The sequence below is a fragment of the Bradyrhizobium oligotrophicum genome, assembly GCF_051168495.1.
GTDB lineage: Bacteria > Pseudomonadota > Alphaproteobacteria > Rhizobiales > Xanthobacteraceae > Bradyrhizobium > Bradyrhizobium oligotrophicum_A.
The window spans coordinates 76,793-103,775 of the sequence record NZ_JBNPVB010000020.1 but is presented as its reverse complement, the minus strand read 5'-3'; the positions used below and the strand labels follow the sequence as shown (position 1 = coordinate 103,775).

Annotated in this window: 26 protein-coding genes; 15 read left to right on the top strand and 11 right to left on the bottom strand. The window is 65.7% G+C overall.

What is annotated here, in order from left to right; translation table 11 throughout:
- Nucleotides 1-157 precede the first annotated feature (157 nt).
- Together ACQR1B_RS29675 and solA are read left to right on the top strand one after the other, a co-directional pair.
- Nucleotides 158-922 carry an enoyl-CoA hydratase-related protein gene (locus tag ACQR1B_RS29675; protein WP_434835193.1) on the top strand — a complete coding sequence of 255 codons (765 nt, stop codon included), beginning with the start codon at nt 158-160 and terminating at the stop codon, nt 920-922.
- Between the two features lie 33 nt (nt 923-955).
- Entirely contained in the window at nt 956-2,146 is a 1,191-nt protein-coding gene (gene solA, locus ACQR1B_RS29670; protein ID WP_434835192.1) for an N-methyl-L-tryptophan oxidase, read from the top strand.
- A gap of 9 nt (nt 2,147-2,155) precedes the next feature.
- Here solA and bla read toward each other — a convergent pair whose 3' ends face one another.
- On the bottom strand, nt 2,156-3,043 hold the full coding sequence (bla, locus tag ACQR1B_RS29665) for a subclass B3 metallo-beta-lactamase (RefSeq protein ID WP_434835191.1): 888 nt from the start codon (nt 3,041-3,043) through the stop codon (nt 2,156-2,158).
- A gap of 106 nt (nt 3,044-3,149) precedes the next feature.
- On the opposite strand from bla, the gene ACQR1B_RS29660 reads away from it, so the two are divergent.
- From ACQR1B_RS29660 to ACQR1B_RS29630, 7 genes are all read left to right on the top strand, one after another.
- Complete coding sequence (locus tag ACQR1B_RS29660; RefSeq protein WP_434835190.1) at nt 3,150-4,826, top strand: bifunctional metallophosphatase/5'-nucleotidase; 1,677 nt, start codon at nt 3,150-3,152, stop codon at nt 4,824-4,826.
- Nucleotides 4,827-4,938: 112 nt separating this feature from the next.
- The gene (locus tag ACQR1B_RS29655) at nt 4,939-5,868 is read left to right on the top strand and encodes a histone deacetylase family protein (RefSeq protein WP_434835189.1); all 930 of its coding nucleotides are present in this window, start codon (nt 4,939-4,941) and stop codon (nt 5,866-5,868) included.
- A 100-nt stretch (nt 5,869-5,968) separates the two neighbouring features.
- The gene (locus tag ACQR1B_RS29650; protein WP_434835188.1) at nt 5,969-6,220 is read left to right on the top strand and encodes an exodeoxyribonuclease VII small subunit; all 252 of its coding nucleotides are present in this window, start codon (nt 5,969-5,971) and stop codon (nt 6,218-6,220) included.
- A gap of 1,052 nt (nt 6,221-7,272) precedes the next feature.
- Nucleotides 7,273-9,198, top strand: coding sequence for a 1-deoxy-D-xylulose-5-phosphate synthase (dxs, locus tag ACQR1B_RS29645; protein ID WP_434835187.1), 1,926 nt, complete (start codon nt 7,273-7,275; stop codon nt 9,196-9,198).
- A 31-nt stretch (nt 9,199-9,229) separates the two neighbouring features.
- On the top strand, nt 9,230-9,787 hold the full coding sequence (locus ACQR1B_RS29640) for a nucleoside 2-deoxyribosyltransferase (protein WP_434835186.1): 558 nt from the start codon (nt 9,230-9,232) through the stop codon (nt 9,785-9,787).
- 371 nt (nt 9,788-10,158) lie between these two features.
- Nucleotides 10,159-10,896: a TlyA family RNA methyltransferase gene (locus ACQR1B_RS29635; protein WP_434835185.1), complete on the top strand. Its 738-nt coding sequence runs from the start codon at nt 10,159-10,161 to the stop codon at nt 10,894-10,896.
- Complete coding sequence (locus ACQR1B_RS29630) at nt 10,889-12,124, top strand: class I SAM-dependent RNA methyltransferase (protein WP_434835184.1); 1,236 nt, start codon at nt 10,889-10,891, stop codon at nt 12,122-12,124. Before ACQR1B_RS29635 ends, ACQR1B_RS29630 begins: the two co-directional genes overlap by 8 nt.
- Nucleotides 12,125-12,661: 537 nt before the next feature.
- Here ACQR1B_RS29630 and ACQR1B_RS29625 read toward each other — a convergent pair.
- Both ACQR1B_RS29625 and ACQR1B_RS29620 read right to left on the bottom strand, forming a co-directional pair.
- Nucleotides 12,662-13,234: a septal ring lytic transglycosylase RlpA family protein gene (locus ACQR1B_RS29625; RefSeq protein ID WP_434835183.1), complete on the bottom strand. Its 573-nt coding sequence runs from the start codon at nt 13,232-13,234 to the stop codon at nt 12,662-12,664.
- Between the two features lie 310 nt (nt 13,235-13,544).
- The gene (locus ACQR1B_RS29620) at nt 13,545-14,396 is read right to left on the bottom strand and encodes a DUF1194 domain-containing protein (protein ID WP_434835182.1); all 852 of its coding nucleotides are present in this window, start codon (nt 14,394-14,396) and stop codon (nt 13,545-13,547) included.
- Nucleotides 14,397-14,628: 232 nt separating this feature from the next.
- On the opposite strand from ACQR1B_RS29620, the gene clpS reads away from it, so the two are divergent.
- Nucleotides 14,629-14,934, top strand: a complete 306-nt coding sequence (gene clpS, locus ACQR1B_RS29615) for an ATP-dependent Clp protease adapter ClpS (protein ID WP_434835181.1) — start codon at nt 14,629-14,631, stop codon at nt 14,932-14,934.
- Between the two features lie 21 nt (nt 14,935-14,955).
- Here clpS and ACQR1B_RS29610 read toward each other — a convergent pair whose 3' ends face one another.
- The 4 genes from ACQR1B_RS29610 to fabI all read right to left on the bottom strand — a co-directional run bounded on the left by ACQR1B_RS29610 (nt 14,956) and on the right by fabI (nt 18,832).
- Nucleotides 14,956-16,137 carry an adenylate/guanylate cyclase domain-containing protein gene (locus tag ACQR1B_RS29610; protein WP_434835180.1) on the bottom strand — a complete coding sequence of 394 codons (1,182 nt, stop codon included), beginning with the start codon at nt 16,135-16,137 and terminating at the stop codon, nt 14,956-14,958.
- A 51-nt stretch (nt 16,138-16,188) separates the two neighbouring features.
- Nucleotides 16,189-17,274: a chorismate synthase gene (aroC, locus tag ACQR1B_RS29605; protein WP_434835179.1), complete on the bottom strand. Its 1,086-nt coding sequence runs from the start codon at nt 17,272-17,274 to the stop codon at nt 16,189-16,191.
- Nucleotides 17,275-17,385: 111 nt separating this feature from the next.
- Nucleotides 17,386-17,985, bottom strand: coding sequence for a histidine phosphatase family protein (locus ACQR1B_RS29600; RefSeq protein WP_434835178.1), 600 nt, complete (start codon nt 17,983-17,985; stop codon nt 17,386-17,388).
- 13 nt (nt 17,986-17,998) lie between these two features.
- Complete coding sequence (fabI, locus tag ACQR1B_RS29595; protein ID WP_434835177.1) at nt 17,999-18,832, bottom strand: enoyl-ACP reductase FabI; 834 nt, start codon at nt 18,830-18,832, stop codon at nt 17,999-18,001.
- Between the two features lie 296 nt (nt 18,833-19,128).
- On the opposite strand from fabI, the gene ACQR1B_RS29590 reads away from it, so the two are divergent.
- Together ACQR1B_RS29590 and ACQR1B_RS29585 are read left to right on the top strand one after the other, a co-directional pair.
- Nucleotides 19,129-19,617 carry a sigma-70 family RNA polymerase sigma factor gene (locus tag ACQR1B_RS29590; protein WP_434835176.1) on the top strand — a complete coding sequence of 163 codons (489 nt, stop codon included), beginning with the start codon at nt 19,129-19,131 and terminating at the stop codon, nt 19,615-19,617.
- Nucleotides 19,618-19,717: 100 nt separating this feature from the next.
- Nucleotides 19,718-20,491, top strand: coding sequence for an anti-sigma factor family protein (locus ACQR1B_RS29585; protein ID WP_434835175.1), 774 nt, complete (start codon nt 19,718-19,720; stop codon nt 20,489-20,491).
- A gap of 367 nt (nt 20,492-20,858) precedes the next feature.
- On the opposite strand, the gene ACQR1B_RS29580 is transcribed toward ACQR1B_RS29585, so the two are convergent.
- Both ACQR1B_RS29580 and ACQR1B_RS29575 read right to left on the bottom strand, forming a co-directional pair.
- The gene (locus ACQR1B_RS29580) at nt 20,859-21,836 is read right to left on the bottom strand and encodes a DnaJ C-terminal domain-containing protein (protein WP_434835174.1); all 978 of its coding nucleotides are present in this window, start codon (nt 21,834-21,836) and stop codon (nt 20,859-20,861) included.
- A gap of 113 nt (nt 21,837-21,949) precedes the next feature.
- Nucleotides 21,950-22,354 carry an RT0821/Lpp0805 family surface protein gene (locus ACQR1B_RS29575; protein ID WP_434835173.1) on the bottom strand — a complete coding sequence of 135 codons (405 nt, stop codon included), beginning with the start codon at nt 22,352-22,354 and terminating at the stop codon, nt 21,950-21,952.
- A 125-nt stretch (nt 22,355-22,479) separates the two neighbouring features.
- Between ACQR1B_RS29575 and pdxH the strand changes: the two genes are divergently transcribed.
- On the top strand, nt 22,480-23,130 hold the full coding sequence (pdxH, locus tag ACQR1B_RS29570; RefSeq protein ID WP_434835172.1) for a pyridoxamine 5'-phosphate oxidase: 651 nt from the start codon (nt 22,480-22,482) through the stop codon (nt 23,128-23,130).
- Between the two features lie 136 nt (nt 23,131-23,266).
- Nucleotides 23,267-24,019: an SDR family NAD(P)-dependent oxidoreductase gene (locus tag ACQR1B_RS29565; RefSeq protein WP_434835171.1), complete on the top strand. Its 753-nt coding sequence runs from the start codon at nt 23,267-23,269 to the stop codon at nt 24,017-24,019.
- A 258-nt stretch (nt 24,020-24,277) separates the two neighbouring features.
- Here the strand turns inward: ACQR1B_RS29565 and ACQR1B_RS29560 are convergent, their stop codons facing one another.
- Nucleotides 24,278-24,604: a hypothetical protein gene (locus ACQR1B_RS29560; protein ID WP_434871440.1), complete on the bottom strand. Its 327-nt coding sequence runs from the start codon at nt 24,602-24,604 to the stop codon at nt 24,278-24,280.
- Nucleotides 24,605-24,945: 341 nt separating this feature from the next.
- Nucleotides 24,946-25,923, bottom strand: a complete 978-nt coding sequence (locus ACQR1B_RS29555; RefSeq protein WP_434835169.1) for a magnesium transporter CorA family protein — start codon at nt 25,921-25,923, stop codon at nt 24,946-24,948.
- A gap of 336 nt (nt 25,924-26,259) precedes the next feature.
- Here ACQR1B_RS29555 and ACQR1B_RS29550 point away from each other — a divergent pair, with 336 nt between their 5' ends.
- On the top strand, nt 26,260-26,940 hold the full coding sequence (locus ACQR1B_RS29550; RefSeq protein ID WP_434835168.1) for a L,D-transpeptidase: 681 nt from the start codon (nt 26,260-26,262) through the stop codon (nt 26,938-26,940).
- Nucleotides 26,941-26,983: the final 43 nt, after the last annotated feature.

The window sequence follows — 26,983 nt, the reverse complement described above, 5'->3', positions numbered from 1 at the left end:
CGCGCAGGCTGTCGCGACCACACCCTTGCTCCCCGCTCTGCACATGGGTCGCTTCAGCCTTTGGCACGATCGGTGGATGATGTAGGCTGAGCGGGCACCAACCACTCGAAGATGACCGGCGGCATCGCTACAGTCGGACAAGACGCATGAGGGGCCCATGACCGACCATCTGATCGTGACCGACGAGGCCGAGACGCGGACGATCAAGCTCCGGCGCCCGGAAAAGAAGAACGCGATCACGCAGGCCATGTATCTCGGCATGAGCGATGCGATCGACACCGCGCAGAACAATCCGCTGGTGCGATGCATCATCATCACCGGCGGCTCCGGCGTGTTCACGGCCGGCAACGACCTCGAGGATTTCCTGCGGGCGGGCGATGCCGGCAGCGACGCCGCGCGCACCTCGGCCGCGACCAAGTTCCTGTATTCGCTGGCACACAACGTCAAACCGATCATCGCCGCGGTCGACGGCGTCGCGATCGGGATCGGCACCACGATGCTGTTCCACTGCGACTACGTGCTGGCCTCGACGACGGCGACCTTCGCGACGCCCTTCATCCATCTCGGCCTGGTGCCGGAGGGCGCTTCGAGCCTGCTGATGCCGCGGACCATGGGCTATCAGCGCGCGTTCGCGATGCTGGTGATGGGCCGGACGATGACCGCAGCGGACGCGCAGATCGCCGGCTTCGTCAATACGGTGGTGGCGCCCGGACATACCGAGATCGAGGCGCACAAGGTGGCGCGCGACATCTGCCGGCTGCCGGCCGAGGCGGTCGCGATCGGGCGCAAGCTGATCCGCACCGCGCCGGACGAACTGACCCGGCGCATCGACCAGGAGGCTTATCTGTTCGCCGAACGCATGACCTCCGAGGAGGCGGTCGGCGCGTTCAAGGCGTTCCTGTCGCGCAAGAAGAAGAAATGAGCGCGGGAGTGCCGCGAACCGGCGGAGCCGCGCATGCCCAGTTTTGATGTCATCGTGATCGGCTGCGGCGCCGTCGGCAGCGCCGCGCTGCTGCATCTCGCCAGAGCCGGCAAGCGCGTGCTCGGCATCGACCGCTTCCAGCCGCCGCACCGGTTCGGCTCGACCCATGGCGAGACCCGCATCACCCGCGCGGCGATCGGCGAAGGCGTCGACTACACGCCGCTGGCGCAGCGCTCGCACGCGATCTGGCGCGAGTTGGAGCGTGAAACCGGCGCGCATCTGTTCGAGCAATGCGGCTGCCTGTTCATTCCGAGCCAGGGCGGCGGCGAGCTCCACGGCGTCGGTAGTGCGCAGTTCTTCGCCAACATCGAGACCGCTGCCCGCCTGCACGGGGTCGATGGTGAGACCATCTCCCCGGAACGACTGCGCACGGACCATCCGGCGTTCGCCACGACGGCGAACGATCGCGCCTTCCTCGATCGCGAGGGCGGCTACCTCATGGTCGAGGATTGCGTCCGCGCCGAGCTCGCGGTCGCAGCGCGCCATGGCGCCACGCTGCTGACCGGCCGGCGCGTGGTGTCGTTCTGCCGCGCAGGCGGCGAACTCACCGTTACCATGGACGATGGCACGACGGCGAGCGCCGCCACGCTGATCGTCACCACCGGACCATGGATCACCGAGCTGATCGCGCCGCTGCGCCGCCGCGTCCACGTCACCCGGCAGGTGCTGTACTGGTTCGAGCTTCGGTCCAACCCCGAGCGCTTCGGCCCGGGCACGCCGGTGTTCATCTGGGACGTCACCGGGCGCGAACGCGCCGCGTCCGACATCTACGGCTTCCCGTGGCTCGGCTCGCCCGGCAACGGCGTCAAGATCGCAAGCGAGGTGCAGACCGGCGAGACCGATCCGGATGCCGTAGCGCGCGAGGTCGGAGCCGGCGAGATCGAAGAGACGTATCAAACCTATGTCCGGCCGTTCGTGCCGGATCTCGGCCCGACCTGCCTGCGCAGCGAGGTCTGCCTCTACACCAATGCCGGCGGCGGCCGCTTCATCATCGACCGCGATCCGGGCAATGCGAACGTGATCTATGCCTCGGCCTGCTCCGGCCACGGCTTCAAGCATTCACCGGCAGTCGGCGAGGCGCTCGCGGCGATGGCGCTGGGCCAGACGCCGCGGGTCGATCTCTCCGGCTTCACGCTGGACCGGCTGGCGGCCGATCCAGCGTAGTTCGCAGGCCTATTTGGCCGGTTGAAGCGCAGCGGTCTGCTTGGCGAGACCCTCGTTGAACTGCGTCTCCAGCTTGTCGAGATAGGCGTTGAACTCGCCCGGCTTGACGAACGGGTTGGGCGCGCCGTCGGCGATCTTCGCCCGCTTGCCGGCCATATCGTACATCTCCGGATGCGGCGCCAGCAGCACGTCGGGATGCACGGTCTTGGCCCAGGCATAGGTCTTCCTGTAGTCGTCGGCGATGCCGGGATAAGTCGGCCGTCCGACCAGCTGGTTCAGTGCGACGGTGGCGCTGCAGAAGAAGATCACGCTGCGCGTGGCATCGCCGTCCTTCACGCTGGTGGTCCAGCTGGTGCAGCCCGGCGAATGGCCGGGCGTCTCGTGCGCCGTCAGGGTGACGCCGCCGAGCGCGACGGTGTCGCCCTCCTTCACGGCGCGGTCGACCTTGACCGGCGGGAAGTTCAAATAGGTCTGCTCCTCGCGGCCCGGATAGAAGCCGCCTTCCAGCAGCGGCACGTCCTTGGCGCCCGCCACCATCTGCGCCCCGGTCTCCTGCTTGATCTGCGCGAGCCCGCCGGTGTGGTCGATATGGGCATGGGTGTTGATGACGTATTTGATGTCGGCGACCTTGAAGCCGAGCTTGGCGATGCTGGCCTCGATCTGCGCGGTCGATTCCGGCATCACGGTGTCGATCAGGATATGCCCCTGCGGCGTCGTGATCAGATAGGAGGCAAGGCCGTTGGTTCCGACGTAATAGACGTTGTCGATCACCTTGAACGGCTCGGTCGGGGTATTCCAGGCCGCGATCACCTGCTTCATGAAGTCCGGCAGCGATTGCGCCGCAGCGGGGCCGGCCACGAGCGTCAGCGCGGCGGTGAGCAGCGTGATTCTTTTCATTCCGGACTCCCGATGTATTGTTGTTACGAAACCATTTTATGTCATTGCGACCACGGCGAGGCAATCGCGCTTCGTTTTCGCCGCCTGCTTTACACGTGACCCTGCCATGACCCTGCTTCACCGCTTCGCCTTTGCCGTTCTGCTGGCCGGGATCGCCGCCGGGAGCATCGCTGCCCTGCCCGCCTCCGCCGAGGACGAGCCGGTGTCCCTGCGCATCCTCGCCATCAACGACTTCCACGGCAATCTGAAGCCGCCGTCCTCCGGCATCCGCATCGCCGATCCGGCGGACCCGACCAAGAGCACGGCCGTTCCTGCCGGCGGCGCCGAGCACATGGCGAGCCTCATCAAGCTGCTGTCGGACGGCCAGCCCAACACGATCTTCGTCGCAGCCGGCGACCTGATCGGCGCGAGCCCGTTCCTGTCGGCGCTGTTTCACGACGAGCCGACGATCGAGTCGATGTCGCAGATGGGGCTCGCGCTGTCGGCGGTGGGCAATCACGAGTTCGACGAGGGCAAGGCCGAGCTGTTGCGGATGCAGAATGGCGGTTGCCATCCGAAAGACGGCTGCCGCGGCCCGCGGCCGTTCTCCGGCGCGAAATTCCACTACCTGGCGGCCTCGACCTTCATCGCGGGCACCGACAAGACGGTTTTTCCGCCCTATGAAATCCGCGCTTTCGAGGACATCCCCGTCGCCTTCATCGGCCTGACCTTGAAGGGCACCGCCGGCATCATCTCGCCGGCGAGCGCCGCCGGCCTCGAATTCCGCAACGAGGCCGAGAGCATCAACGCGCTGATCCCGGAGTTGAAGGCGAAGGGCGTGCAGGCGATCGTGGTGCTGATCCATGAGGGCGGCTGGCCGTCGGGCGGCATGAACGAATGTCCCGGCCTGTCCGGCCCGATCGTCGACATCGTCAAGGAGCTCGACAGCGCGGTCGACATCGTCATCTCCGGCCACACCCACCAGGCCTATGTCTGCACCATCGACAAGCGGCTCGTCACCTCGGGCGACAAGTTCGGCACGCTGGTGACCGCGATCGACGTCAAGCTCGACCGCAACACGCGCGACGTGATCAGCGCCACCGCGACCAACGTGGTCGTCGATACCAGCCTGCCCAAGGATGGCGCGCAGACGGCGCTGATCGAGGCTTACGAGACGGTGGCGGCGCCGTTCGCCAACCGGCCCGCGGGCATCATCACCCAGGTGCTGTCGCGCCTGCCGAACATATCAGGCGAGAGCGCGCTCGGCGACGTCGTCGCCGACGGACAGCTCGCGGCGACGGCGGCCGCCGACAAGGGCGGCGCGGTTCTTGCGATGACCAATCCCGGCGGCATCCGCACCGATCTCGCCCGCCGCGACGACGGCGCGGTCACCTATGCCGACGTGTTCGCGAGCCAGCCATTTCGCAATCAACTGGTGACGGTCACGCTGACCGGCGCCGAGATCAAGGCGGCGCTGGAGCAGCAATGGCTCGATCCGGCGCGGCCGCGCATCCTGCAGATCTCGCGCGGCTTCAGCTACGCGTTCGACGCCAAACAGCCGGCGGGCGCGCGTGTCGATGCCGCCACCATGATGCTGAACGGCAAGACCATCGATCCCTCAGCGTCCTATCGCGTCACCCTCAACAACTATCTCGCGCTCGGCGGCGACGGCTTCACGACGTTCAAGAGCGGCCGCGATCCGATCACGGGCCCGTATGACGACGAAGCGCTGTTCGCCTATCTCAAGGTCAACAGTCCGCTGGCGCCGCCGCCGCGCGACCGCATCGTCAACAAGGCCCAGTGACATCAGGCGGGCGAGCGGAAACTGATCATATCGCCGACAGGGCTCTTTCCGAGCCTGCGTTCAGCGCATAGATTGGGCACTCCCGCAACGCGTGAGTGGCAGGGCCTGTTGAATGTCGACTCTCTATCTGTCTCACGAAGCCTGCCTGGATCACGCCACCCCGTCCGGACATCCCGAGCGCGCCGACCGCCTGCGTGCCGTCGAGGAGGCCCTGACCGAGGAGCGCTTCGCCCTGCTGGATCGCGACGAGGCTCCCGAGGCCGATCTCGAGCTCGCCCTGCTCTGCCACAACGAGCACTACGTCACCGAGCTGCGCCATATGGCGCCGACCTCGGGCATCATCTATCTCGACGGCGACACCTCGATGTCGCCCGGCACCTGGGAAGCGGTCATGCGCGGCGTCGGGGGCGCTGTCGCGGCGACCGAATCCGTGATGTCGGGCCGCCACCGCAACGCCTTCGTGGCGGTGCGCCCGCCCGGGCACCATGCCGAGATCGCCAAGCCGATGGGCTTCTGCTTCTTCGACAACGTCGCGATCGCAGCCCGCTACGCCCAGCGAACCTTCGGCATCGAGCGCGCGGCCATCATCGATTTCGACGTCCATCACGGTAACGGCACCCAGGACATCTTCTGGGCCGACAAGAGCGTGATGTACTGCTCGACCCACCAGATGCCGCTGTTTCCGGGCACCGGCGCCCGCGGCGAGCGCGGCGAGCACGACACCATCGTCAATGCGCCGCTGGCCTCCGAGGACGGCAGCCTCGAATTCCGCTCGGCGTTCGAAAATCTGATCCTGCCGCAGCTGACCAAGTTCAGCCCCGAGCTGGTGATCATCTCGGCCGGCTTCGACGCCCATTACCGCGATCCGCTGGCCTCGCTGAACCTGCGGGCGGAGGACTTCGGCTGGGTCACCCGCAAGCTGATGGATCTCGCCGACAAATGTGCCGGCGGCCGCGTCGTATCCGTCCTGGAAGGCGGCTATGACCTTCAAGGCCTTAAGGAATCCGTCTCGGCCCACGTCGCGGCCCTGACCGGGGCGTAATCCCCAGTTTCCAGCCGATCCGCCTCGGCAGGGCCTGACAGGCGCCCGAGCGGGGTGTAAAAGCACGGCCCCGAAGTTGAGTGATCTGCAGGGACCCCGTATGGCGGACAACACCGTAGCCGACGTCAAAAAGCTGTCGTTCGAGCGCGCGATCGAGGAACTGGAATCGATCGTGAAACGGCTCGAGGACGGCAAGGTGCCGCTCGAGGAATCGGTGGCGATCTATGAGCGCGGCGAGTCGCTGAAGCGGCGGTGCGAGGAACTGCTGCGCCAGGCCGAGGCGCGGGTCGAGAAGATCACGACCGACGCTAGCGGCCGGGCCACCGGAACGGCTCCGCTCGACGTGCAGTAGCGGAGGGCGGCCCGAACGGGACTCCGGTACCGGTTTCCAAGGAAGGGTCGTGCGGCATATGCGCGATCGGATGCGGCCCGGAGGCAACACCCTGGATTATTTTCCAGCCGGCCCGGTGCGCTTCGACCGCGGAGATGGGCGCCTCCCATGCGGGCATACGGGCTGAAAATCGGTGCAAGCCCCCTTCAGGCCCCCTTGGTGTGGCGCCAGCCGGCCCGCCATCGGCTGCGTTGGCGGAAATCCTCCTCCATCACGACGGACATTCGCTGCGATGGCGGCCATTCCATTAACGATGTTTCTCGAACGGGCTCAGGATCGATCGAACACCGCGCGCGTGATGTGCGGCGCACTCCCGTGATCGTCCCACTGCGCCCTCCGCCAGATCATCCGCTCCGATCACGAAAATGCGCTTCGCCGACAAGGGCGCCGCTTGCAGTTGGGTGATGGCCAACGAAAGGCCGCACGCCCATGACTTCTTCATGTCGTGTGCGGCTCGATCTCCTTACGCGAACGCATGGCTCATTCCGCCGCGGGGCGCGCCATCGCCATCACAATGGGTACCGCATCGCGAAAAACAGCCTGGACGAAGCTGGCTTTTCCGGGCTACTCCGGAGGCCCAGCTGCCGCCGATTTGAGCAGCTCGATGGAACCTTTTGCGCGCCGCCAAGGTTCAGATCACGCATGAAGCTGCCCTCTGCGGGCTTGCCATCTCGCGCCGGGTTGGCTTTAAGGCGCTCTTTGGTGTAAAGCTTCTCGGAACTGCGGGTTTTTGGAAGTGTCCCTCCTGTTCGAAAGGACGGAACTAAGCACTTGCAAGAGCTGGTAAAACTGACTTGGCTGAACGACTTGGCGATCTTGGGCGACAAACGAGGACGGCAAGACGACCAAGAGTGACTTACATCACATAGATCGATCCAAAACCCCGCTAGGCTTTGGTCTACGGCTTCGATCCGCGCGGATGTGACCTTCAAGGCTCCAGGTTTCGCCGCCCGTTACGATGAACCTCTCAGACGTCGGCCCTTGAACCCGACCTGCAAAATTGGAATGTCACCGTGACCACATTTAGTAAGACGCCGCTTCTCGACACCATCAAGACTCCGGAAGATCTGCGCCGGCTGAAGGTCGAGCAGGTCCGGCAGGTCGCTGACGAACTGCGCCAGGAGACCATCGATGCGGTCTCCGTGACCGGAGGTCATTTCGGCGCCGGTCTCGGCGTCGTCGAGCTGACCACGGCCATCCATTACGTGTTCGACACCCCGCGCGACCGCCTGATCTGGGACGTCGGCCACCAGGCCTACCCGCACAAGATCCTGACCGGGCGCCGCGACCGCATCCGGACGCTCCGCACCGGCGGCGGCCTTTCCGGGTTCACCAAGCGCGCCGAGAGCGACTACGATCCGTTCGGCGCGGCGCACTCCTCGACCTCGATTTCCGCCGGCCTCGGCATGGCCGTCGCCCGTGACCTGTCGGGCGGCAAGAACAACGTGATCGCCGTGATCGGCGACGGCGCGATGTCCGCCGGCATGGCCTATGAGGCGATGAACAACGCCGGCGCGATGAACTCCCGCCTGATCGTGATCCTCAACGACAACGACATGTCGATCGCGCCGCCGGTCGGCGCCATGTCGGCCTATCTGTCCCGCCTCTACTCGGGCAAGACCTACCGCACCCTGCGCGATGCCGCCAAACAGCTCGGCCAGCATCTGCCGAAGGTGATCGCCAACCGCGCCAGCCGCGTCGAGGAATATTCCCGCGGCTTCATGATGGATGGCGGCACGCTGTTCGAGGAGCTCGGCTTCTATTATGTCGGCCCGATCGACGGTCATAACCTCGACCATCTTCTGCCGGTCCTGAAGAACGTCCGCGACATGGAGACCGGCCCGATCCTGGTCCACGTCGTGACCCAAAAGGGCAAGGGCTACTCGCCGGCGGAAGCCGCCGCCGACAAATATCACGCGGTCGCCAAGTTCGACATCGCCACCGGCACCCAGGCCAAGGCCAAGCCGAACGCGCCGGCCTATCAGAACGTGTTCGGCCAGAGCCTGGTCAAGGAAGCCGAGAAGGACGACAAGGTCGTCGGCATCACCGCCGCGATGCCCTCGGGCACCGGCATCGACATCTTCGCCAAGGCGTTCCCGAAGCGCACCTTCGACGTCGGCATTGCCGAGCAGCACGCGGTCACCTTCGCCGCGGGCCTCGCCGCCGAGGGCTACAAGCCGTTCTGCGCGATCTACTCGACCTTCCTGCAGCGCGGCTATGACCAGATCGTCCACGACGTCTGCATCCAGTCGCTCCCGGTCCGCTTCGCGATCGACCGCGCCGGACTGGTCGGCGCCGACGGCGCCACTCATGCCGGCTCGTTCGACAACGCCTATCTCGGCTGCCTGCCGAACATGGTCATCATGGCCGCGTCCGACGAGGCCGAGCTGGTGCACATGGTGGCGACGCAGGTCGCGATCGACGACCGTCCGAGCTCGGTGCGCTATCCGCGCGGCGAAGGCCGCGGCGTCGAGATGCCGGAAGTCGGCGTCGCCCTGCCGATCGGCAAGGGCCGCATGATCCGCCAGGGCAAGCAGATCGCCCTGCTCTCGTTCGGCACCCGTCTCGCCGAGTGCGAGAAGGCGGCCGATGAGCTCGCTGCGCACGGTCTGTCCGCCTCGATCGCCGATGCGCGCTTCATGAAGCCGCTCGACGAGGAGCTGGTGCTGAAGCTCGCCCGCGAGCACGACATCCTGATCACGATCGAGGAAGGCTCGATCGGCGGCTTCGGCTCGCACGTGATGCAGTACCTGGCCGACCAGGGCATGCTCGACGGCGGCCTGAAGATGCGCACGATGGTGCTGCCCGACGAGTTCCAGGACCACGACACACCGGCGGCGATGTACGCCCGCGCCGGCCTCGACGCCAAGGGCATCGTCCGCAAGGTGTTCGAGGTGCTCGGCAAGGACTACACCGCCGAGGTCGTCAAGCTCGCCTGAGGCGGGCTTGGCCGTCCCGTTCCGGTGAGCCATGAAGATCTATCTGGCAGGTCCCGATGTGTTCCTGCCGGATGCCGTTGAGATCGGCCGGCGGAAGGTCGCGATCTGCGACCGCCACGGCCTGATCGGCCTCTATCCTCTCGACAACACCGTCGACCTCGCCGCCTCCGACGCCTCGCGCCAGATCTTCCATGGCAACGAAGCGATGATGGATGGCGCCTGTGCGATCATTGCCAACCTCACGCCATTCCGCGGCCCCGGCGCCGATGCCGGCACGGTGTATGAGCTCGGCTACATGGCCGGCACGGGAAAGCTGTGCCTCGGCTATTGCAACGATCCGGCGGCCTACCCCGAGCGCGCCCGGCGCTTTACGAGCGTGACGGAGCAGGACGGCCGCTTGGTCGACGCGGATGGGCTGACGGTCGAGGATTTCGGCCTGCCGGACAATCTGATGATGATCCACGCGCTGGAGCTGCACGGTGCGCCATTGGTGGTGCCGCGCGAGCGGCCGGCGGATGTCTGGAGTGATCTTGCCGCGTTCGAGCTGTGCGTGAAGTTGGCGGCGGAGCGGCTCGGCGCGGACTCGTAGGGTGGGCAAAGCGGCGCCGCAGGCGACGCGTGCCCACCGTCCGTCCACGATCGTGGTCAACATGGTGGGCACGGCGCGTCAATTGCGATACGAGCTTGCGGCAACAGCTGTGCACGCGCCTTTGCCCACCCTACAAGTTTTGCATGGCGGCACGATGGCGCAACCAACTCCGCTGTCGTCCCTGCGAACGCAGGGACCCATAACCACAGGACGCTATGTTGGGCAAACGCGTAGCTGCCAGCGTCCTACAAACTACGTCCTGTGGTTATGGGTCCCGGGTCGGCGCTCCAACGCGCGATGCGCGTTGGAGCTTGCCCGGGACGACACTGAATTCTTGAATGCGACCTCAACAACTCATGACTGCACGGCCAATGCCCCCTCCCCGCAAACGCGCTGATGTCCTCCTCGTCGAACGCGGCCTGTTCGAGAGCCGCGCGCGGGCGCAGGCGGCGATCGAGGCGGGGCTGGTGTTTGCCAACGACAAGCAGGTGGCCAAGGCCTCCGAGACCATTGCCGTCGACGCCGTCGTGCAGGCCGAGCCGGCGCATCCCTGGGTGTCGCGCGGCGGAGTCAAGCTGGCGGCGGCGCTGGAGCATTACGGCGTCGAGGTCGAGGACCATGTCTGCCTCGATGTCGGCGCCTCCACCGGCGGCTTCACCGAGGTGCTGCTGGCCAATGGCGCGGCGGTCGTGTTCGCGATCGATGTCGGCCGCGACCAGTTGCATCCGTCGCTGCGCAACCATCCGAAGATCGTGTCGATGGAGCAGACCGACATCCGCAGCTACGAGGGCAAGCGGCTGCCGCAGCGTCCGGACGTGGTCGTGATCGATTGCAGCTTCATCTCGCTGAAGGCCGTGCTGCCGGTGACGCTTTCGCTCGCGGCCTCGCCGATGAGCCTGCTGGCGTTGATCAAGCCGCAATTCGAAGCCAAGGGCGCTCATGGCAAGGGCGGCATCATCAAGGATGCGAGCGTGCATGCCGCCGTCTGCGACGATATCTCGGCCTTCGCGGCCTCGCTCGGCTGCAGTGACATCGAGATCTTTCCATCATCCATCAAGGGCGGCGACGGCAACGCCGAATTTTTTCTCGGAGCACGCCGCCATGGTTGAGCGTCTCGTCATCGACCATGTCGGCCATCGCGGCGACGGCGTGTCGCTGTCGTCAGGCGAGGCGCTGTACGTGCCCTACACGCTCGCGGGCGAGACCGTGGAGGCTGCCGCCATTCCCGGCCATCCCGACCGCCGCAAGCTGCTGGCGGTGGACACACCGAGCGCCGAGCGCATCGCGCCGTTCTGCCCGCATTTCGGCGTCTGCGGCGGCTGCGCCGTCCAGCATTGGATGCCCGAGCGCTATCAGCAATGGAAGCGTAACATCGTCGTCGAGACGCTGCGGGCGGCCAAGGTGGAATGCGAGGTCGCGGATCTCATCGACGCGCATGGCGCCGGCCGACGGCGCGCGACCTTTCACGCACGCATGGGCACGCACGACGTTCTCCGCGTCGGCTTCTCGGCCGCCAACAGTCACGAGATCGTTCCGATCGACCGCTGCCCAATCCTCGATCCCGCCCTGGATGGCGCGCTCGAGGCCGCCTGGGCGCTGGCCGAAGCGTTGAAGCCGACCGGCAAGCCGCTCGACATCCAGGCCACCGCGACCGCCAACGGCCTCGACGTCGACATTCGCGGCTCAGGGCCGCTGCCGCCGCCGCGCGTCGCGGCACTCTCGCTCGTCGCGGAGAAACAACGGCTGGCACGGCTGACGCGGCATGGCGAACTGGTGCTGATGCGCAATCCGCCCGTCGTGCCGATGGGCACGGCACAGGTGACCTTGCCGCCGGGATCATTCCTGCAGGCGACCGTGCAAGGCGAGGAGACGCTGGCACAGCTGGTGCTGGAGCGTGTCGGCAAGGCCAAGCACGTGGCCGACCTGTTCTGCGGCGTCGGCCCGTTCGCATTACGGCTCGCCGCGCGGGCACGTGTCACCGCCATGGACAATGACGCCGGTTCGATCGCAGCGCTGCACAAAGCAGCCGGCACGCCGGGCCTCAAGCCGATCAAGGCCGAGACGCGCGACCTGTTCCGCCGTCCCTTGATGCCGCCGGAATGGCGCGACATCGACGCCGTCGTGTTCGACCCGCCGCGCCAGGGCGCGCAGGCGCAGACCAAGCAGCTCGCGGCGAGCAAGGTGCCCGTCATCGTCGCTGTGTCCTGCAACGTCACGACCTTCGCCCGCGACATGCGCATGCTGATCGACGGCGGTTACCGGCTGGAGACGATTGTGCCGGTCGACCAGTTCCGCCACACCCCGCATGTCGAGCTGGTGGCGCGGCTGGTGCGGTGACTTCATAGATCCGTCGAACGAATGTAGCTGCGCTTTCGGCTACGCCTCCTCAGCGACGTGCAATTACAGTGATTCCCGAAACGAGCAGTGCCGTTACCAATCTAGCCGAAAAGCCGTCCTACCGCGCGTGCTGCCGAAACGATGTGATCCTTTCCTGCAAACCCTAGGATCAACGCAACAGCTATAAAAACGGCAGGCAGCGCATAGATGACGAATGTCATCGGTCTGCGATAGCTTTCGACCGCGTCACCCTTGATAGTGATGCTTGGCGGAAAGAGCTTAACGATGAGCTCCGGTCTCGGAGACGAATTGCCCACGGCACAACTCTCCATTGAAGTCATTTGAGAGCTGATTGCCGGGGGAGCAGAAACAATATCGTCAAACCAGATGACAACAATAGGACATCATCGAACTGTCGCAGCAGAAAATCGGCATGCCGCCCCAGTAGGCATCCGAGTTGATCGCGATCTAATATGGTATCAATTTACAGCAGTTTAAGTTTTGCTGTCCCGGAGCGCGTCGCACGACGTCACGCTCCTACCTGATCACGTCGACCTTCACCGGCGCGACGCCGGTGTTGATCATGCCGAGCGCCTGCGCGGCCGAGTAGGACACGTCGACGACGCGCCCATGCACGAACGGGCCGCGATCGTTGACGCGCACCACCACCGAACGGCCGGTCTTGACGTTGGTGACCTGCAGGCGGGTGCCGAACGGTAGGCTGCGATGCGCAGCCGTCAGCTCGGAGGGATCGAAGCGCTCGCCGCTCGCAGTCCTGCGGCCTTCGGAATAATAGCTGGCGAGCCCCGACGACGCCGGGCGCTCCGGCGCCAGACCGGGCTCGGCATGCCGCACCCGGACCACCGATTGCGGCGCGGCCTCCGCACGCTGCGGCTGCGGCCGGAATTCAGCCTCGGCCTGTTTGGTCGGCGGGGCCAAGCGCGCCTGCCGGACCGCCGATGATTGCGCGCAGGCCGCGAGCGAGGCTGCTGCCACAAACACCAGCGTCGTCGTCAGGAGCCGGTGGGCGAACCCAGGCGTGCCGCAATGGGCCGATGAACGGCGCGCGTCACGCCGCGCGGGACCTTCTGTCCGGTCGATGATACGCATGTTCTGTGCGCCTCTGCCTCACCCCCTCATGGTCGCGGCGCAATCCGGGCGGCACAGTGGCAAAGAGAACTTCCCGTCGCTGCAACTCCTGGTTTTTGGATCGTGTGTTGCGATCAGGTCACAGATTCATCGGATCGGTGATCGGGCCCGGTTTTTCAACGCAAGATCGGCATACCGCCGCTTGCCTCCAGCGGACGTTCGCGGGGTGCACGGAACCGCGAGCGGGCGAGGCTAGCGCCCGAGCCGGCGATGGCAGACCTGCCCGGTGGTCCCTCGCACGGGCCGAGCGGCGGTCGGGACCGTCATCAGTTCAGCGCCCCCACCTGTCCTGCCAGATCTTCTCGCCGATCATGCAGGAGACGCGCGGCTGCTCCTTGGAGTCGTCGGCCACCGGCACGACGCGCGGTGCAGGCATCCGTCCGGCGACCTCCATCAGCAGCTTGGTGCGGATCGCCTCCTTGAACTCGTCGCGGCTCTTGATCGTGACGACGAACGAGCCGCGGCCGCCGGTCACGCAATCCCTGTAGTAGAGGTCGAGGTTCTCGATATCCATCGTCGAGTAGGACGGCTCCTTGACCATGATCGGCAGGCCGTTGATCGTGATGCCCTTGTTGACGGCCTCGTCGCGCGCGACGGTTACCGGCGAGCCGTTGTTGTTCGGGCCGTCGCCGGAGATGTCGATGACGCGGCGCAGGCCGCGATAGGGGTTATCCTCGAACAGCGGCATCGCGAAGTAGATCGCGCCCGAGATCGACGTGCGCGACGCCCGGCGGATCGGCGTCTTCATGATCTCGGCGGCGACGGCATCGGCCGTTTCCGGCCCATCGATCAGGCGCCAGGGAATGATGAGCTTCTGGTCGCTCGAGGCGGCCCATTCGAAATAGGTCACGGCGATGCGGCCATGGAGGCCGTTCTTCAGCGCCTGCAGAAACTCGCGCGAGCTGAGCGCCTGAGCGTAGCCCTCGCGCTGGATCGCGAGCTCGTCGAGATCCATCGAGTAGGACACATCGACGGCGAGGATCAACTCGACATCGACGGAGGCTTCCTTCTCGCTCAGCTGCTGCGCCGTCCTTGCGCCGGGCGCAGCTGCGACGGTCACGACGTCGCCGCCAGCCAAGGCGCCCGCCAGACACGCCACCCCGATCGAGATCCACCAGCGCATATGCTGCCCTCCAATCGCGTCGAATGATGGTGACACGCAATCTGCACGCCGCAAAGCAGGAACGCAGGCCTCCATTCACATTCCAGTTAGTTTCCAGGGTTTGCCCGGATGCCGGCAAGGCAGGAGCGCGCGCGTCGTTCGGCCGAGACCACGGCGCCCGTGGTTTCCCGGAGCGGCGGAAGGCTGTATTGTGGCGTCTCCGCCGCATCAGGAACACAGCCGTGCTTCTCACATGAACGACGCCGTCACGAAACCCAAGACGAAGGTCCGCACCAAGGTCGAGCGTCCGCGGCTCTACAAGGTCATCCTCGTCAACGACGACTTCACGCCGCGCGATTTCGTCGTGATGATCCTCAAGGCCGAATTCCGCATGACTGAGGATCAGGCCTACAAGGTCATGATCACGGCCCATAAGCTCGGCGTCTGCGTGGTGGCAGTGTTCCCCAAGGACGTCGCCGAGACCAAGGCGACGCGCGCGACGGACGCCGGCCGCGCCAAGGGCTACCCGCTGCTGTTCACCACCGAGCCGGAGGAGTGAGCCCGCGGGCCGCTCCGCGAACTAATCGTCCTCCTCGCGCAGCCCGAACACGCGCTGCGCGGTCGAGAAGCCGGCGATCGGGAATTCGCCGAGATCGGCCCATGGCTCATGACAGACCGCGGCGAAAGCCTCGGAGGCGACCACCGTGCGTTTCAGGCGGGCGGCGATCTTTTCCAGCCGGGCGGCGAGATTGACGGCGGGGCCGATGCAGGTGAAGTCGAGCCGGTTGCCGCCGCCGATGTTGCCGTACAGAACCTGCCCGACATGCAGCGCGAGGCCGAAGCGGAAGCGCTCGTGCTGGTCGCCGACAGCGTATTCCAGGGCGTGAACGCGGACACGCGCGGCGCGCGCCGCGGCGAGGGCGCGATTGCAGACATCCGCGTGGGCGTCACCGCCCTGCTCCGCGGTTGGAAACACCGCGAGCAGGCCATCGCCCATGAACTTCAGCACTTCGCCGCCGCGCTCGCGGATCGCCTCCACCTGGCAATCGAAATAATGGTTGAGGATGTCGACCACGGTCACCGCCGGCAGCCGGTCCGACAAGGGCGTGAAGCCGCGCAGGTCCGACAGCCAGATAGCGGCATGCATCGTATCGGTATGGCCGCGGCGGATCTGGCCGCCGAGGATGCGCTCGCCGGCGCTGTTGCCGACATAGGTGTCGAGCAGCATCGACGCGGTCCGCTGCAGGGTGACGATTTCGGTGTAGCGCGACAGTGCCGGAATCAGGGAGCGGATCGCCCCGACCTGCGCCTCGGTGAAGCCGCCCGGCGCCAGCGTCGTCCAGCTCGACACATGCAGCTGACGGTCCAGGAAGGTCAGCGGCAACGCCAGATAATCGGTCACGCCCTCGGCACGCAGATCCATCAGGATCGGGTAGCGCTCGGCTTCCGGCGCCTGCGGGTTGGCCCTGAAGGCTGCGCCCTGCTTCGCCACGACCGAAATCGGACTGTCGTGATAGGTCGGCGAATCCTGGAAGCCGTAGTCGACGCTGCCGACCTCGACCCCGCCGCCCGACCGCCAGATGAAACTGCGGCCGAAAATCTCCGGATGCAGCGTGCGCACGAAGACGCCGACGCGCCACAGCGGAATGCCGAGCCCGACCAGACGGACGCAGGCCTCCTCGAGCGTCCGGCTCGGCTCGTCCGCCGAACGGGCCCCGTCGATCAGCCAGTTGATGAAGTCGAGCAGCTTCGATTGATCCATGCACCGAGACTAGAGCATGGTTCGCGGCGGCGGTAGTGCCGCGGCACGGAGCTACCCGACCTGGCCGCGATGGCGCAGCAGATGGTCGGCCAGCACGCAGGCCATCATCGCCTCGCCCACCGGCACGGCGCGGATGCCGACGCAGGGGTCGTGACGGCCCTTGGTCAGGATCTCGGTCTCGTGGCCTGTGCGGTCGACGGTCTGGCGCGGGGTGAGGATCGACGAGGTCGGCTTGACCGCGAAGCGCACCACGATCGGCTGGCCGGTGGCGATGCCGCCGAGGATGCCGCCGGCATGGTTGGAGAGAAACCGCGTGCCGTCATTGGCCGAGCGCATCTCGTCGGCGTTCTCCTCGCCGGTCAGCGCGGCGGCGCCGAAGCCGGCGCCGATCTCGACGCCCTTCACCGCGTTGATGCTCATCATCGCGGCGGCAAGCTCCGCATCGAGCTTGCCGTAGAGCGGCGCGCCAAGTCCGGCCGGCACGCCTTCGGCGACGATCTCGAGCACCGCGCCGATCGACGAGCCGGACTTCCTGATGCCGTCGAGATAGTCCTCGAAGAACGCCGCTCTGTCCTTGTCGGGACAGAAGAACGGATTGCGGGCGACCTCGTCCCAGTCCCAATTGCCGCGGTCGATCTCGTGCGGGCCCATCTGCACCAGCGCGCCGCGCACCTTCACGTCGGGGAGAATCTTGCGCGCGATGGCACCGGCCGCGACCCGGGTCGCAGTCTCGCGCGCCGAGGAGCGGCCACCTCCGCGATAGTCGCGCAGGCCGTATTTCGCCTCATAGGTGAAGTCGGCATGGCCCGGCCGGAACTTGTCCTTGATCTCGGAATAATCCTTCGAGCGCTGGTCGGTGTTCTCGATCAGGAGTGCGATCGGCGTGCCCGTGGTGACCTGCGCGCCGGTGTCCGGATCGGGCATGACCCCCGACAAGATCTTCACCTGGTCCGGCTCCTGGCGCTGGGTGGTGAAGCGCGACTGGCCGGGCCGGCGGCGGTCGAGATCGCGCTGGATCTCCGCCGCCTCCAACGGGATGCGCGGCGGACAGCCGTCGACCACGCAGCCGATGGCCACGCCGTGGCTCTCGCCGAAGGTGGTGACACGGAACATGTGGCCGAAGGTGTTGAAGGACATGAGCTGATCTGCCAATCGGGAAATCGTCGTTCCGGGATGGCCGAAGCGCCGGCCCGGACTCGCGACGTTCCGGCTTCACCTTCGCGGCGTCTCCGGAACGACGCGGCTAAACTAACTGAACTTCTCGAACCCGTCCTCGCCGAACACATAGACCGCGCCCTGCTGGATCGGCAGCTCGACGGCGCCGTTCGGCGTCTCGAACCCGAGCGCGACCATCAGCGCCCGCGCCGTGCCGCCATGGGCGACCGCCACGATATCGCCGCTGAGCTCATCGTACCAGTCGCGCACCCGCCGCTCGACATCGGCATAGGTCTCGCCGCCCTCCGGCGCCAGCATCCATTTGTCTGTCAGGCGCCGGGCATAGAAGGCGGGATCGGCCGCCTGCATTTCCGGGAGCGTAGCGCCTTCCCATTTGCCGTAGCCGATCTCGCGCAGCCGCGGATCGAGCGCATAGCCGTCCGGCGGCAGCTTCAGGGTCTCACGGACCAGTTCCATGGTCGCGCGGGCGCGGCTGAGCGGGCTCGCGACGTAAGGAAGCCTCGCCGCGTCACCGCCGTTGCGCGTCACCAGCTCGCTGAGGATGTGGCCGGCCTGCACCGCCTGGACACGTCCGAGCGCGTTGAGCGGAATGTCCTGCGTGCCCTGCAGCCGGCCGAGCGCATTCCATTCCGTCTCGCCGTGGCGGATGTAGTAGATCGTGTGCCGGGGCATTGCAGGCGATACGCTATTCCTTGGCGCCGACGGAATTGTTGAGCGAGATATCGGGCGCCTCGGGCCGCTTCATGCCGACGACGTGATAGCCGGAATCGACATGATGCACCTCGCCGGTGACGCCGCGCGACAGGTCCGAGAGCAGATACAGCGCGCTGTCGCCGACCTCGTCGATGGTCACGGTCCGGCGCAGCGGCGCGTTGTATTCGTTCCACTTCAGGATATAGCGGAAGTCGCCGATGCCCGAGGCGGCCAGCGTCTTGATGGGACCCGCCGAGACCGCGTTGACGCGGATGTTCTTCTCGCCGAGATCGGCGGCGAGATAGCGCACGCTGGCCTCGAGCGCGGCCTTGGCGACGCCCATCACGTTGTAGTGCGGCATCCACTTCTCGGCGCCGTAATAGGTCAAGGTGACGATCGAGCCGCCGTCGGTCATCAGCTTCTCGGCGCGCTGCGCGATCGCCGTCAGCGAGTAGCAGCTGATCAGCATGCTCTTGGAGAAATTGTCCTGCGTGGTCTCGATATAGCGGCCGTCGAGCTGGTCCTTGTCGGAGAAGGCGATGGCGTGGACGACGAAATCGATCTTGCCCCACTTCTCCTTCAGCACGTCGAACACCGCGTCGATGGTGGCGGGATCGGTCACGTCGCAATGGCCGAGCACGAGGCCGCCGAGCTCGGCGGCGAGCGGCTCGACGCGCTTCTTCAGCGCGTCACCCTGATAGGTCAGCGCGATCTCCGCGCCGGCCGCGCGCGCCGCCTTGGCGATGCCCCAGGCGATCGAGCGGTTGTTGGCCACACCGAGAACGACCCCGCGCTTGCCCTGCATCAAACCTGAAATCTGCGCCATGCGGCTTCCCATCGAACTGATTATCAGAGCATGATCCGGAAAAGTGGAAATAGGTTTTCCGAAGACCATGCTCGAACAAGGAGATGAGAGCATGATGCGTTTCCGCGGATCATGCTCTGCGGACTGGACGTACACCACCGGTCTGGCGCGGTACAGCCCCATTCCGCCCGCTGTGGCAAAGTCCCGGCAGGGATTGCCGCCTTGGAATAGGCCTGTCATCGCGGTGTTATGACCATTGCAAGGCGCGCTTGCGGTTCACGCCTTCGTCATCGTAGCGAACGGCCGCAGGACACCCCATGAACGCGTTCCGCCAGAGCGTCGAGGCCATGATACCGGCACTGCGTCGCTATGCGAGGGCGCTGGCGCGCGACGTGGACGCGGCCGACGACCTGGTCCAGGACACCCTGGTGCGGGCGCTGCGTTCGGAGCGGCTGTTCCTCGGCGGTGACGTCAGGAGCTGGCTGTACACGATCCTGACCAACCTGAACAAGAACCGCCGGCGCTCGCTGGCGCGGCGGCCGCTGTTCATGCCGCTGCAGGACGACAATCCCGATGCCAGCGGCACCGAGGCCGAGGGCCGCGACATCGAACGCGCGCTGGCGACCCTGGTGGAGGAGCAGCGCGCCGCGCTGCTGCTCATCGTGCTCGAAGGCATGAGCTACCGCGAGGTGGCCGACATCCAGGGCGTGCCGATCGGCACCGTCATGTCGCGCCTTGCGCGCGCCCGCGCCCATGTCCGCGCCGTGCTCGAAGGCGAGCGACCGGCGCTGCGGAGGGTGAAATGATTCCGCGATCCATCGCACAAAAGCCGCGCTGCCGGGTTCGCCTGCGCGACGCCGCAGCGGTCGCCCGTCGGCGCGCCCGCTCGACTGCAACGAGATTCCCATGATGACTGATCCGACCATTCCCGTCACCGAGGACGAGCTGCACGCCTATGTCGACGATGAGCTGCCGGTCGAGCGCCGTGGCGACGTCGAGCGCTGGCTGGCCGCACATCCGGCGGATGCGGAGCGGGTGGAATCCTGGCGCAGCATGGCTGAGGCGCTGCATGCCCGCTACGATGCCACGGCCAATGAGCCGGTGCCGCCGCGCCTCGATCTGGACCGTCTGGACCGCCGTCCCAGGCGCTGGATCATCGGAGCGGTGGCTGCGAGCATCGCCGCCTTCGCGCTCGGCGGCGCGGTCGGCTGGGTCGCGCATGGCGTGGCGTCCTCACCCTCGCCGTTCCAGAACCTGGCCGGGGAAGCACTCGATGCACATCGGCTCTACGTCGTCGAAGTCCGGCATCCGGTCGAAGTGCCGGGGGACGAGAAGGCCCATCTGCAGCAATGGCTGACGCGCCGCTGCGGCCGCACCGTGCAGGCCCCCGAGCTGGAGACCACCGGACTGAAGCTCGTCGGCGGACGGCTGCTGCCCGGGCCGACCGGCCCGGCCTCGTTCCTGATGTACGAAAGCGCGTCCGGCGAGCGCTTCACCGTCTACGCGACCAAGACGGGAATCGATGCGGCCGAGATGCGCTACACCGCCCAGGGAAATGCCGCTGCGCTGTCCTGGGCCGAGCGCGGGGTCAGCTACGTGGTGACCGGCAGCAGCGACCGGACGCGTCTCACACAGGTTGCGCGCCTTGTTTATGACCAGTCCGAACGGACGGGCGGCTGACGGCGAGCCGCTCGGGATTCTGGCCGAGGCGGTGCTCGGCCCGATTCTCGCCATTGACAGAGGCGTTTGCGAGGGGTGTGCAACGACGGACCAGGGCGCCGCGGCGCTCGGCGCTTTGCCGAGGAAGACACGCCAGGGTCGACGCCGCAATTCCGTCACCGGAAGACTGGAATCAGGTCACCGACGCGTCTCAATATCGCGCCAAATGTTCACGAAAAAATGACGAGTGTTCGATCCGCCGATCGACACGGAAGCGGCCTCGATCGGGGTTTTGTACCGCGCTGGTCCCCCTTTCGAGGCCGCACTTTTTTCTCGGCTTTCCCGCCGAACTTCCAGCCTGTCACCGAGTGGTCCGTAACGCGCAACCTCAGGCGAGGTTGCTGCGCGGATTGTAGGGATGACGATCGCGCCACTTGGTCATCAGCCCCTCCAGCTCGGCATCGTTGCCGTCCGGCAGCACGATCCGCATCGTAACGAACAGGTCGCCGGTCGAGCCGTCGCTCTTCGGCAGGCCCTTGCCCTTCAGCCGGAAGGTGCGGCCGCTGGAGGTGTTCTTCGGGATCGACAGCTCGACCGCGCTGCCCAGCGTCGGCGCACGCACCTTGGCGCCCAGCACCGCCTCGTACAGCGTGATCGGCAGGTCGAGCCTCAGATCGCTACCTTCGATCTTGAAGAAGGGATGCGGAGCGATCTGGATCGTGATCAGAAGGTCGCCGGGCCGATGCCCCGGCGCGCTTTCGCCCTGCCCCTTCAGCCGGATCTGCTGGCCCGCGCTCACGCCGGCAGGAACCTTGACGTTCAGCTCCTTGCCCGATGGCAGACGCACTCGCTTCTCGCCGCCCTTGACGGACTCTTCGAGCGACACCGACATCGTCACCTTCAGATCGAGGTCGACACCGACGCCGCCGGTATCGAACTCGAACGGGCTGCCGCCACCTGGGCGTGCACCACGCTGGGCGCCGCCGAACATGCTGTTCAGAATGTCCTCGAAGCCGCCGCCGCCGAAGCCGCCGCCCGGCCCGCCGCCGCTGCGAAAGGTGTAGCTCTCGAAGCCGCCGGGCCCACCAGGGCCTCCCGGCCCGCCGCGGCTGGCGCCGCCGCCCGGAAAGCCCTGGAAGCGCGGCTTGCCTTCGGCGTCGATCTCCCCGCGATCGAACTGCTTACGCTTGTCCTCGTCGCCCAGGATCTCGTTGGCCGAGCTGATCTCGGCAAACCTCGCCGATGCCTTCGGGTCATCCTTGTTGCTGTCGGGATGATGCTTCTTGGCGAGCTTGCGATAGGCGCTCTTGATGGCCGCAGCGCTAGCGCTTCGCGGCACCCCCAAGACCTCATAGGGGTCGCGCATCCGTCACGTCTCCTTACTGAAAGTCAGATACTAACCTATGGGCTCCCCGCCCGCTTCGCATTTCATCTGGGGAGTCCGTTGTATTTTTGCAACGGGTTCCGGAGCATCGCCGGCTAGCTTTGCTGCCAGGGTTTGAGGGTGCGGATGTCCCAGCGTCCACGCTCGATCCGGCAGGCCGAGCCCTGCAGCCAGCGCTCGGTCTTGCCGTTGACGTAGCTCGCCAGGAAATCCCGGCAGGTGCGGCCATCGTCACCCGTATAGACCTTGGCGATCGGCGTCACCGAGCCGCGGGCGCCGGTCTGCGGATTCAGCCAGGGCTGGCTGGAATCCTTGGTCCCCTTGGTCAGCACGTCGGAGGCCGCGTTGCGGGCGAAGGCGAGATCGCCGTCGGTCGGCTCGCGCTCGGCCGGCGGACTGATCGCGCCGGTGACCTCCGCCCCCTCCATCTTGGCGAACGCCGATTCGGGACGCGAGAGACTGCAGCCGCCGCCGCACAGGCCGATTAGAATGAGTGTCAAAGCGGTGCCGGCATGACCGATCGCGGATAGGCCAAGCCGCACCGATGCCCTATATAGGGCCGGAACGGAATGGACTTGCGCGCGCCTGGCCGCGGGTGAACGCAAAACTCGGACTCCCCATACACATGACCGACCCCACGCGCATCAAACACCAGACAACCTTAACATCCGGTACATCGGCCGACTTTACCGAGGCCGGCGAGCCGTTTGCCTTGTTTGCGGCGTGGTTTGCGGAGGCGACCAAGAGCGAGCCGAATGATCCGAATGCGATGGCGCTGGCCACCGTCGACGACAGCGGACTGCCTGACGTGCGCATGGTGCTGATGAAGGGCTATGACGCAGACGGTTTCGTCTTCTACAGCCACAAGGCGAGCCAGAAGGGCCGCGAGCTCGCATCGAATCCGAAGGCCGCGCTGCTGTTTCACTGGAAGTCGCTGCGCCGGCAGATCCGCATCCGCGGCGCCGTGACGCCGGTGACGGACGACGAGGCCGACGCCTATTTCGCGACCCGGCCGAAACAGGCGCAACTCGGCGCCTGGGCCAGCAAGCAGTCGCAGCCGCTGGAGAGCCGATTCGCCTTCGAGCAGGCGATCGCCAAGGTCGCCGCGCAATACATCATCGGCGAGGTGCCCCGCCCGCCCGGCTGGAGCGGCTGGCGCATCACGCCGGCCAGCATGGAATTCTGGCACGACCGGCCGTTCCGCCTGCACGACCGGATCGAATTCCGGCGCGCAGCTGCCGGCGAGCCCTGGGCCAAGGTGAGGATGTATCCGTAGCGACCGCGCGCGGTCCGTCCGGCCTCATCAGCCAAGCGTCAAACGCGACGTTCGACATCGGTGCGCACGAATCGCGCATCGAACACGCAAGCCATGTGGTAAGCTGATCCCTTCTGGATCGTGAGAGACCCAGTTTATGCCGACACCTTCCAACCAGCCGCGGCGCACGATGCTGCTGACCGGCGCCAGCCGCGGCATCGGCCATGCCACCGTGATCCGGTTCTCGTCAGCCGGCTGGCGCGTCCTCACCTGCTCGCGGCACCCCTTCCCGGAGGAATGCCCATGGGGTGCAGGTCCCGAGGACCACGTCCAGGTCGATCTGTCCGATCCCCAGGACACGCTGCGCGCGATCGCCGAGATCAAGCAGCGCATCGACGGCGGCGAGCTGCATGCGCTGGTGAACAACGCCGCGATCTCGCCGAAGGGCGCCGGCGGAGCCCGTCTCGGCACCGTCGACACCGACCTCGACACATGGAATCACGTCTTCCGCGTCAACTTCTTCGCGCCCATCATGATGGCGCGCGGCCTGATCAAGGAGCTGAAGGCGGCGAAGGGCTCCGTCGTCAACGTGACCTCGATCGCCGGCTCGCGCGTGCACCCTTTCGCAGGTGCGGCCTATGCGACCTCGAAGGCGGCGCTGGCGGCGCTGACCCGCGAGATGGCCTCGGATTTCGGCCGGGTCGGCGTGCGCGTCAACTCGATCGCGCCGGGCGAGATCGACACCTCGATCCTGTCGCCGGGTACCGAGAAGATCGTGCAGGAGCAGATTCCGATGCAGCGGCTCGGCACCCCCGACGAGGTCGCCAAGATCATCTATGTCCTGTGCAGCGAAACCAGCTCCTACGTGAACGGCGCCGAGATCCACATCAACGGCGGCCAGCACGTCTGAACCGGAACGACGACCGGCAAACGCGGGGCATGCCCCGCTCCCGGCTTGGTTCACGCCGACTTGCCGCTCTCGAACAATCCCTCGTGGCCGCAGACATGCGCGATTAACGCCGCTCGCAAAGATCGGTGCGGCAGTGACCGGCGCCCGCGAACTAACAGCGCCCGGTGCGGATGTGCCGCCGGTGCGACGGCATGGGCATATGGGATTTCAGACCATCGAACGCGCCGCGCGTAGAAACCTGCGCGCTTGAACCTTCGTTCAGCCCTCGCACACGAGTCCGCGCAGGATCTGGGCGGCGCGCCAGCGCAGCCGGTCGGATTCGACGTTCAGCGCACTGGAGCAATCATCCTCGCGCTCATCCTCGTCCAGCTCGGCCCCGCAATAGATGCAGATGCGCGGCGACAGCGCATGGGCCACGACGATGCCGGCGCGGCCGCGCTGATAGCTGGCGAGCTCGACCACGTTGTTCGATGCCATTATGCGTTTTTCAACCATTGCCGCCTCTTGACTCAGGCGCGACGAACGCGCCCTCGAGCTCCGCCTTGCATGCCACGCGCCGAAGCGCTCTTCCTGGGCCATGCTCATGAGCAGAGTTATCGCAGAGAAGTTTCGATCAAACGTTCAGCGTTCCCGTCAAATTTTACCTGAGGAATTGAGGCAGCTTTGCAGCGGCGTTGCGGCCGGCCTAATAAGTAATCCAAGTTATTTTTGATGCATCGCGACTGTGTCACTTGCGGTGCATATCGGCATACCGAATCCGGCGTCGAAGCAATCGAGACGGCGAAGCAATCGTGACGTCGAAGCGCGCTGACAACAACAGCACGTAGTGTGGCGAAGATTGCGTCGATGCCTGGTTGCCGCAGTAGAAGTAGAGCGCGGAAAGCCACGTCTACCAGCAAGGCACGCCAGCAACGGCGCGCACCGCGCTACAGCCACTTCTTCAATTTGAAGATGTAGTACGGCACGATCGCCGCGATCAGCATCAGCAGCAGCGCATACGGATAGCCGTGCGCCCATTCGAGCTCGGGCATGCTCTTGAAGTTCATGCCATAGATCGAGGCGATCAAGGTCGGCGGCATCAGCACCACCGCCATGACCGAGAACAGCTTGATGATGTTGTTCTGCTCGAGATTGACGACGCCGAGCATGGCATCGAGCACGAAGGTGATCTTGCTGGCGAGATAGGACGCGTGGTCGGTCAGCGAGGCGACGTCGCGCTGCATGGTCTTGAGCTGCTCGCGCATGTCCTTCGACCATTTCACGCCTTCGACCACGGCCGACAGGAAGGTGACGAGGCGCCCGATCGAGACGAGACTCTCACGCACCTTCGACGTGAGATCGCCCTTACGGCCGATTGCGATCAGGATCTGCGAATACTGCTTGGCGTGACCGTGCCGCTCATTGTTGGGCTCGAAGATTTCGTGGCTGACCTGGTCGATGTCCGCCCCGACCTTCTCCAGAATGTCGGCGCAGCGATCGATCACGGCGTCGAGCAGCTCCATCAGCACCATCTCGCCGGTGATGCCGGGCGGACAGCTGCGCGCCAGCTTGGCCTCGACCACCGCGAACGGCCGCGGCTGGTCGTAGCGCACCGTCACCAGGCGATGGCCGGCGAGAATGAAGGTCACGGCCGTGGTCCGGGGCATGTCGGTGTCGGAATGACACATCAGGGTCGCGGTCATGTAGCGCGCGCCGTTCTCGATGTAGAGGCGGCTGGAAATCTCGATCTCCTGCATGTCCTCGCGCGTCGGCACCGCGATGCCCGCCAATTGTTCGACCGCCCGGTCCTCCGCGCTGCTCGGGTTGACCAGGTCGACCCAGACAGCATTCTCCGGCAAGGCTGAGGGATCGGTGATCGCCGCCTTCTTGAGCGAGGACTCGGACGGGACGAACACCGAGAACATGGAGAAACTCCGAATCGCAAGACGTGGTTTTCGGGGGGATTTAACGGCGGGGTGCTGCCGCCTTGTGACGCAGCTTGGTGGTGCGGTCCATCGGCTTTTTGGATCGCGGCGACCGCATGCCCTCAACCGGTGCAACCGTGCCATCAGGAGCACAGCTGTGACCGACTGCCCGGAACTTTGCGGCAAAAAAGCAACATTCACGGCGCTGCAGCGTGACTTGTGCGTGTATCGGCTGGAATTGAGAACGATTTTGACGATAATGGGACTTGTGGAATCGCGCTGCAGTGGCGCGGCCGTCTCATTGCAACGTCAGCTGTCTCGATTGGAATTGGTGACATGTCGCTGAAGGTTAAACTCGGACTCCTGGCCGTCGGCCTGATGCTGTCGGGCTGCATGCAGGCCACGACCTTTGAGGCGACCAACACCCAGGCCTTCAAGCCGAAGGACAAGGAACTTCTCGCGAAGATCCGGTATGCCAACACGCCGGTGGCGGAACCCTATCGTCGCGCCATCGTCGACTATCACCGCAAGGAAGCGTCGGGCTCCATCGTCGTCGATTCCGATGCCCATTACCTCTATTACGTGCTCGATAACGGCAAGGCGATCCGTTACGGCATCACCGTCGGTGAGGAAGCCATGGCATGGTCGGGCATTGCCAAGGTCGGCGCCATGACCGAATGGCCGGCTTGGCATCCGACCAAGAGCGAGATCGAGCGCTTGGGCGTGCCGACCTTCGTCGCTGCTGGTCCGGACAATCCGATGGGCTCGCGCGCGATGTATCTCTATGCCAACGGCAAGGACACGCTGTTCCGCATCCACGGCACCAACCAGCCGGAATACATCGGCGCTTCGATTTCGTCAGGCTGCATCCGGCTGACCAACGAGGACGCGATCGACCTCTACAATCGGGTCAAGGTCGGCACCATCGTCGTGGTCCTGGACCCGAAGAAGGGTGATTCGCCCTATAAGCCGCAGATGGCGCTGCAGGGGGGCGGCACCTACGCATCGATGCAGTAGAAGCGATCGAGGCGCACGGACTTCAAAAGCCGAGAAACGCGAT

Bases quoted from the DNA above. Each gene is read 5' to 3' on its own strand.
- ACQR1B_RS29675 (WP_434835193.1), top strand. From the start codon at position 158: ATGACCGACCATCTGATCGTGACCGACGAGGCCGAGACGCGGACGATC.
- solA (WP_434835192.1), top strand. From the start codon at position 956: ATGCCCAGTTTTGATGTCATCGTGATCGGCTGCGGCGCCGTCGGCAGC.
- bla (WP_434835191.1), bottom strand. From the start codon at position 3,043: ATGAAAAGAATCACGCTGCTCACCGCCGCGCTGACGCTCGTGGCCGGC.
- ACQR1B_RS29660 (WP_434835190.1), top strand. From the start codon at position 3,150: ATGACCCTGCTTCACCGCTTCGCCTTTGCCGTTCTGCTGGCCGGGATC.
- ACQR1B_RS29655 (WP_434835189.1), top strand. From the start codon at position 4,939: ATGTCGACTCTCTATCTGTCTCACGAAGCCTGCCTGGATCACGCCACC.
- ACQR1B_RS29650 (WP_434835188.1), top strand. From the start codon at position 5,969: ATGGCGGACAACACCGTAGCCGACGTCAAAAAGCTGTCGTTCGAGCGC.
- ACQR1B_RS29640 (WP_434835186.1), top strand. From the start codon at position 9,230: ATGAAGATCTATCTGGCAGGTCCCGATGTGTTCCTGCCGGATGCCGTT.
- ACQR1B_RS29635 (WP_434835185.1), top strand. From the start codon at position 10,159: ATGCCCCCTCCCCGCAAACGCGCTGATGTCCTCCTCGTCGAACGCGGC.
- ACQR1B_RS29630 (WP_434835184.1), top strand. From the start codon at position 10,889: ATGGTTGAGCGTCTCGTCATCGACCATGTCGGCCATCGCGGCGACGGC.
- ACQR1B_RS29625 (WP_434835183.1), bottom strand. From the start codon at position 13,234: ATGCGTATCATCGACCGGACAGAAGGTCCCGCGCGGCGTGACGCGCGC.
- ACQR1B_RS29620 (WP_434835182.1), bottom strand. From the start codon at position 14,396: ATGCGCTGGTGGATCTCGATCGGGGTGGCGTGTCTGGCGGGCGCCTTG.
- clpS (WP_434835181.1), top strand. From the start codon at position 14,629: ATGAACGACGCCGTCACGAAACCCAAGACGAAGGTCCGCACCAAGGTC.
- ACQR1B_RS29610 (WP_434835180.1), bottom strand. From the start codon at position 16,137: ATGGATCAATCGAAGCTGCTCGACTTCATCAACTGGCTGATCGACGGG.
- aroC (WP_434835179.1), bottom strand. From the start codon at position 17,274: ATGTCCTTCAACACCTTCGGCCACATGTTCCGTGTCACCACCTTCGGC.
- ACQR1B_RS29600 (WP_434835178.1), bottom strand. From the start codon at position 17,985: ATGCCCCGGCACACGATCTACTACATCCGCCACGGCGAGACGGAATGG.
- fabI (WP_434835177.1), bottom strand. From the start codon at position 18,832: ATGGCGCAGATTTCAGGTTTGATGCAGGGCAAGCGCGGGGTCGTTCTC.
- ACQR1B_RS29590 (WP_434835176.1), top strand. From the start codon at position 19,129: ATGAACGCGTTCCGCCAGAGCGTCGAGGCCATGATACCGGCACTGCGT.
- ACQR1B_RS29585 (WP_434835175.1), top strand. From the start codon at position 19,718: ATGATGACTGATCCGACCATTCCCGTCACCGAGGACGAGCTGCACGCC.
- ACQR1B_RS29580 (WP_434835174.1), bottom strand. From the start codon at position 21,836: ATGCGCGACCCCTATGAGGTCTTGGGGGTGCCGCGAAGCGCTAGCGCT.
- pdxH (WP_434835172.1), top strand. From the start codon at position 22,480: ATGACCGACCCCACGCGCATCAAACACCAGACAACCTTAACATCCGGT.
- ACQR1B_RS29565 (WP_434835171.1), top strand. From the start codon at position 23,267: ATGCCGACACCTTCCAACCAGCCGCGGCGCACGATGCTGCTGACCGGC.
- ACQR1B_RS29560 (WP_434871440.1), bottom strand. From the start codon at position 24,604: ATGAGCATGGCCCAGGAAGAGCGCTTCGGCGCGTGGCATGCAAGGCGG.
- ACQR1B_RS29555 (WP_434835169.1), bottom strand. From the start codon at position 25,923: ATGTTCTCGGTGTTCGTCCCGTCCGAGTCCTCGCTCAAGAAGGCGGCG.
- ACQR1B_RS29550 (WP_434835168.1), top strand. From the start codon at position 26,260: ATGTCGCTGAAGGTTAAACTCGGACTCCTGGCCGTCGGCCTGATGCTG.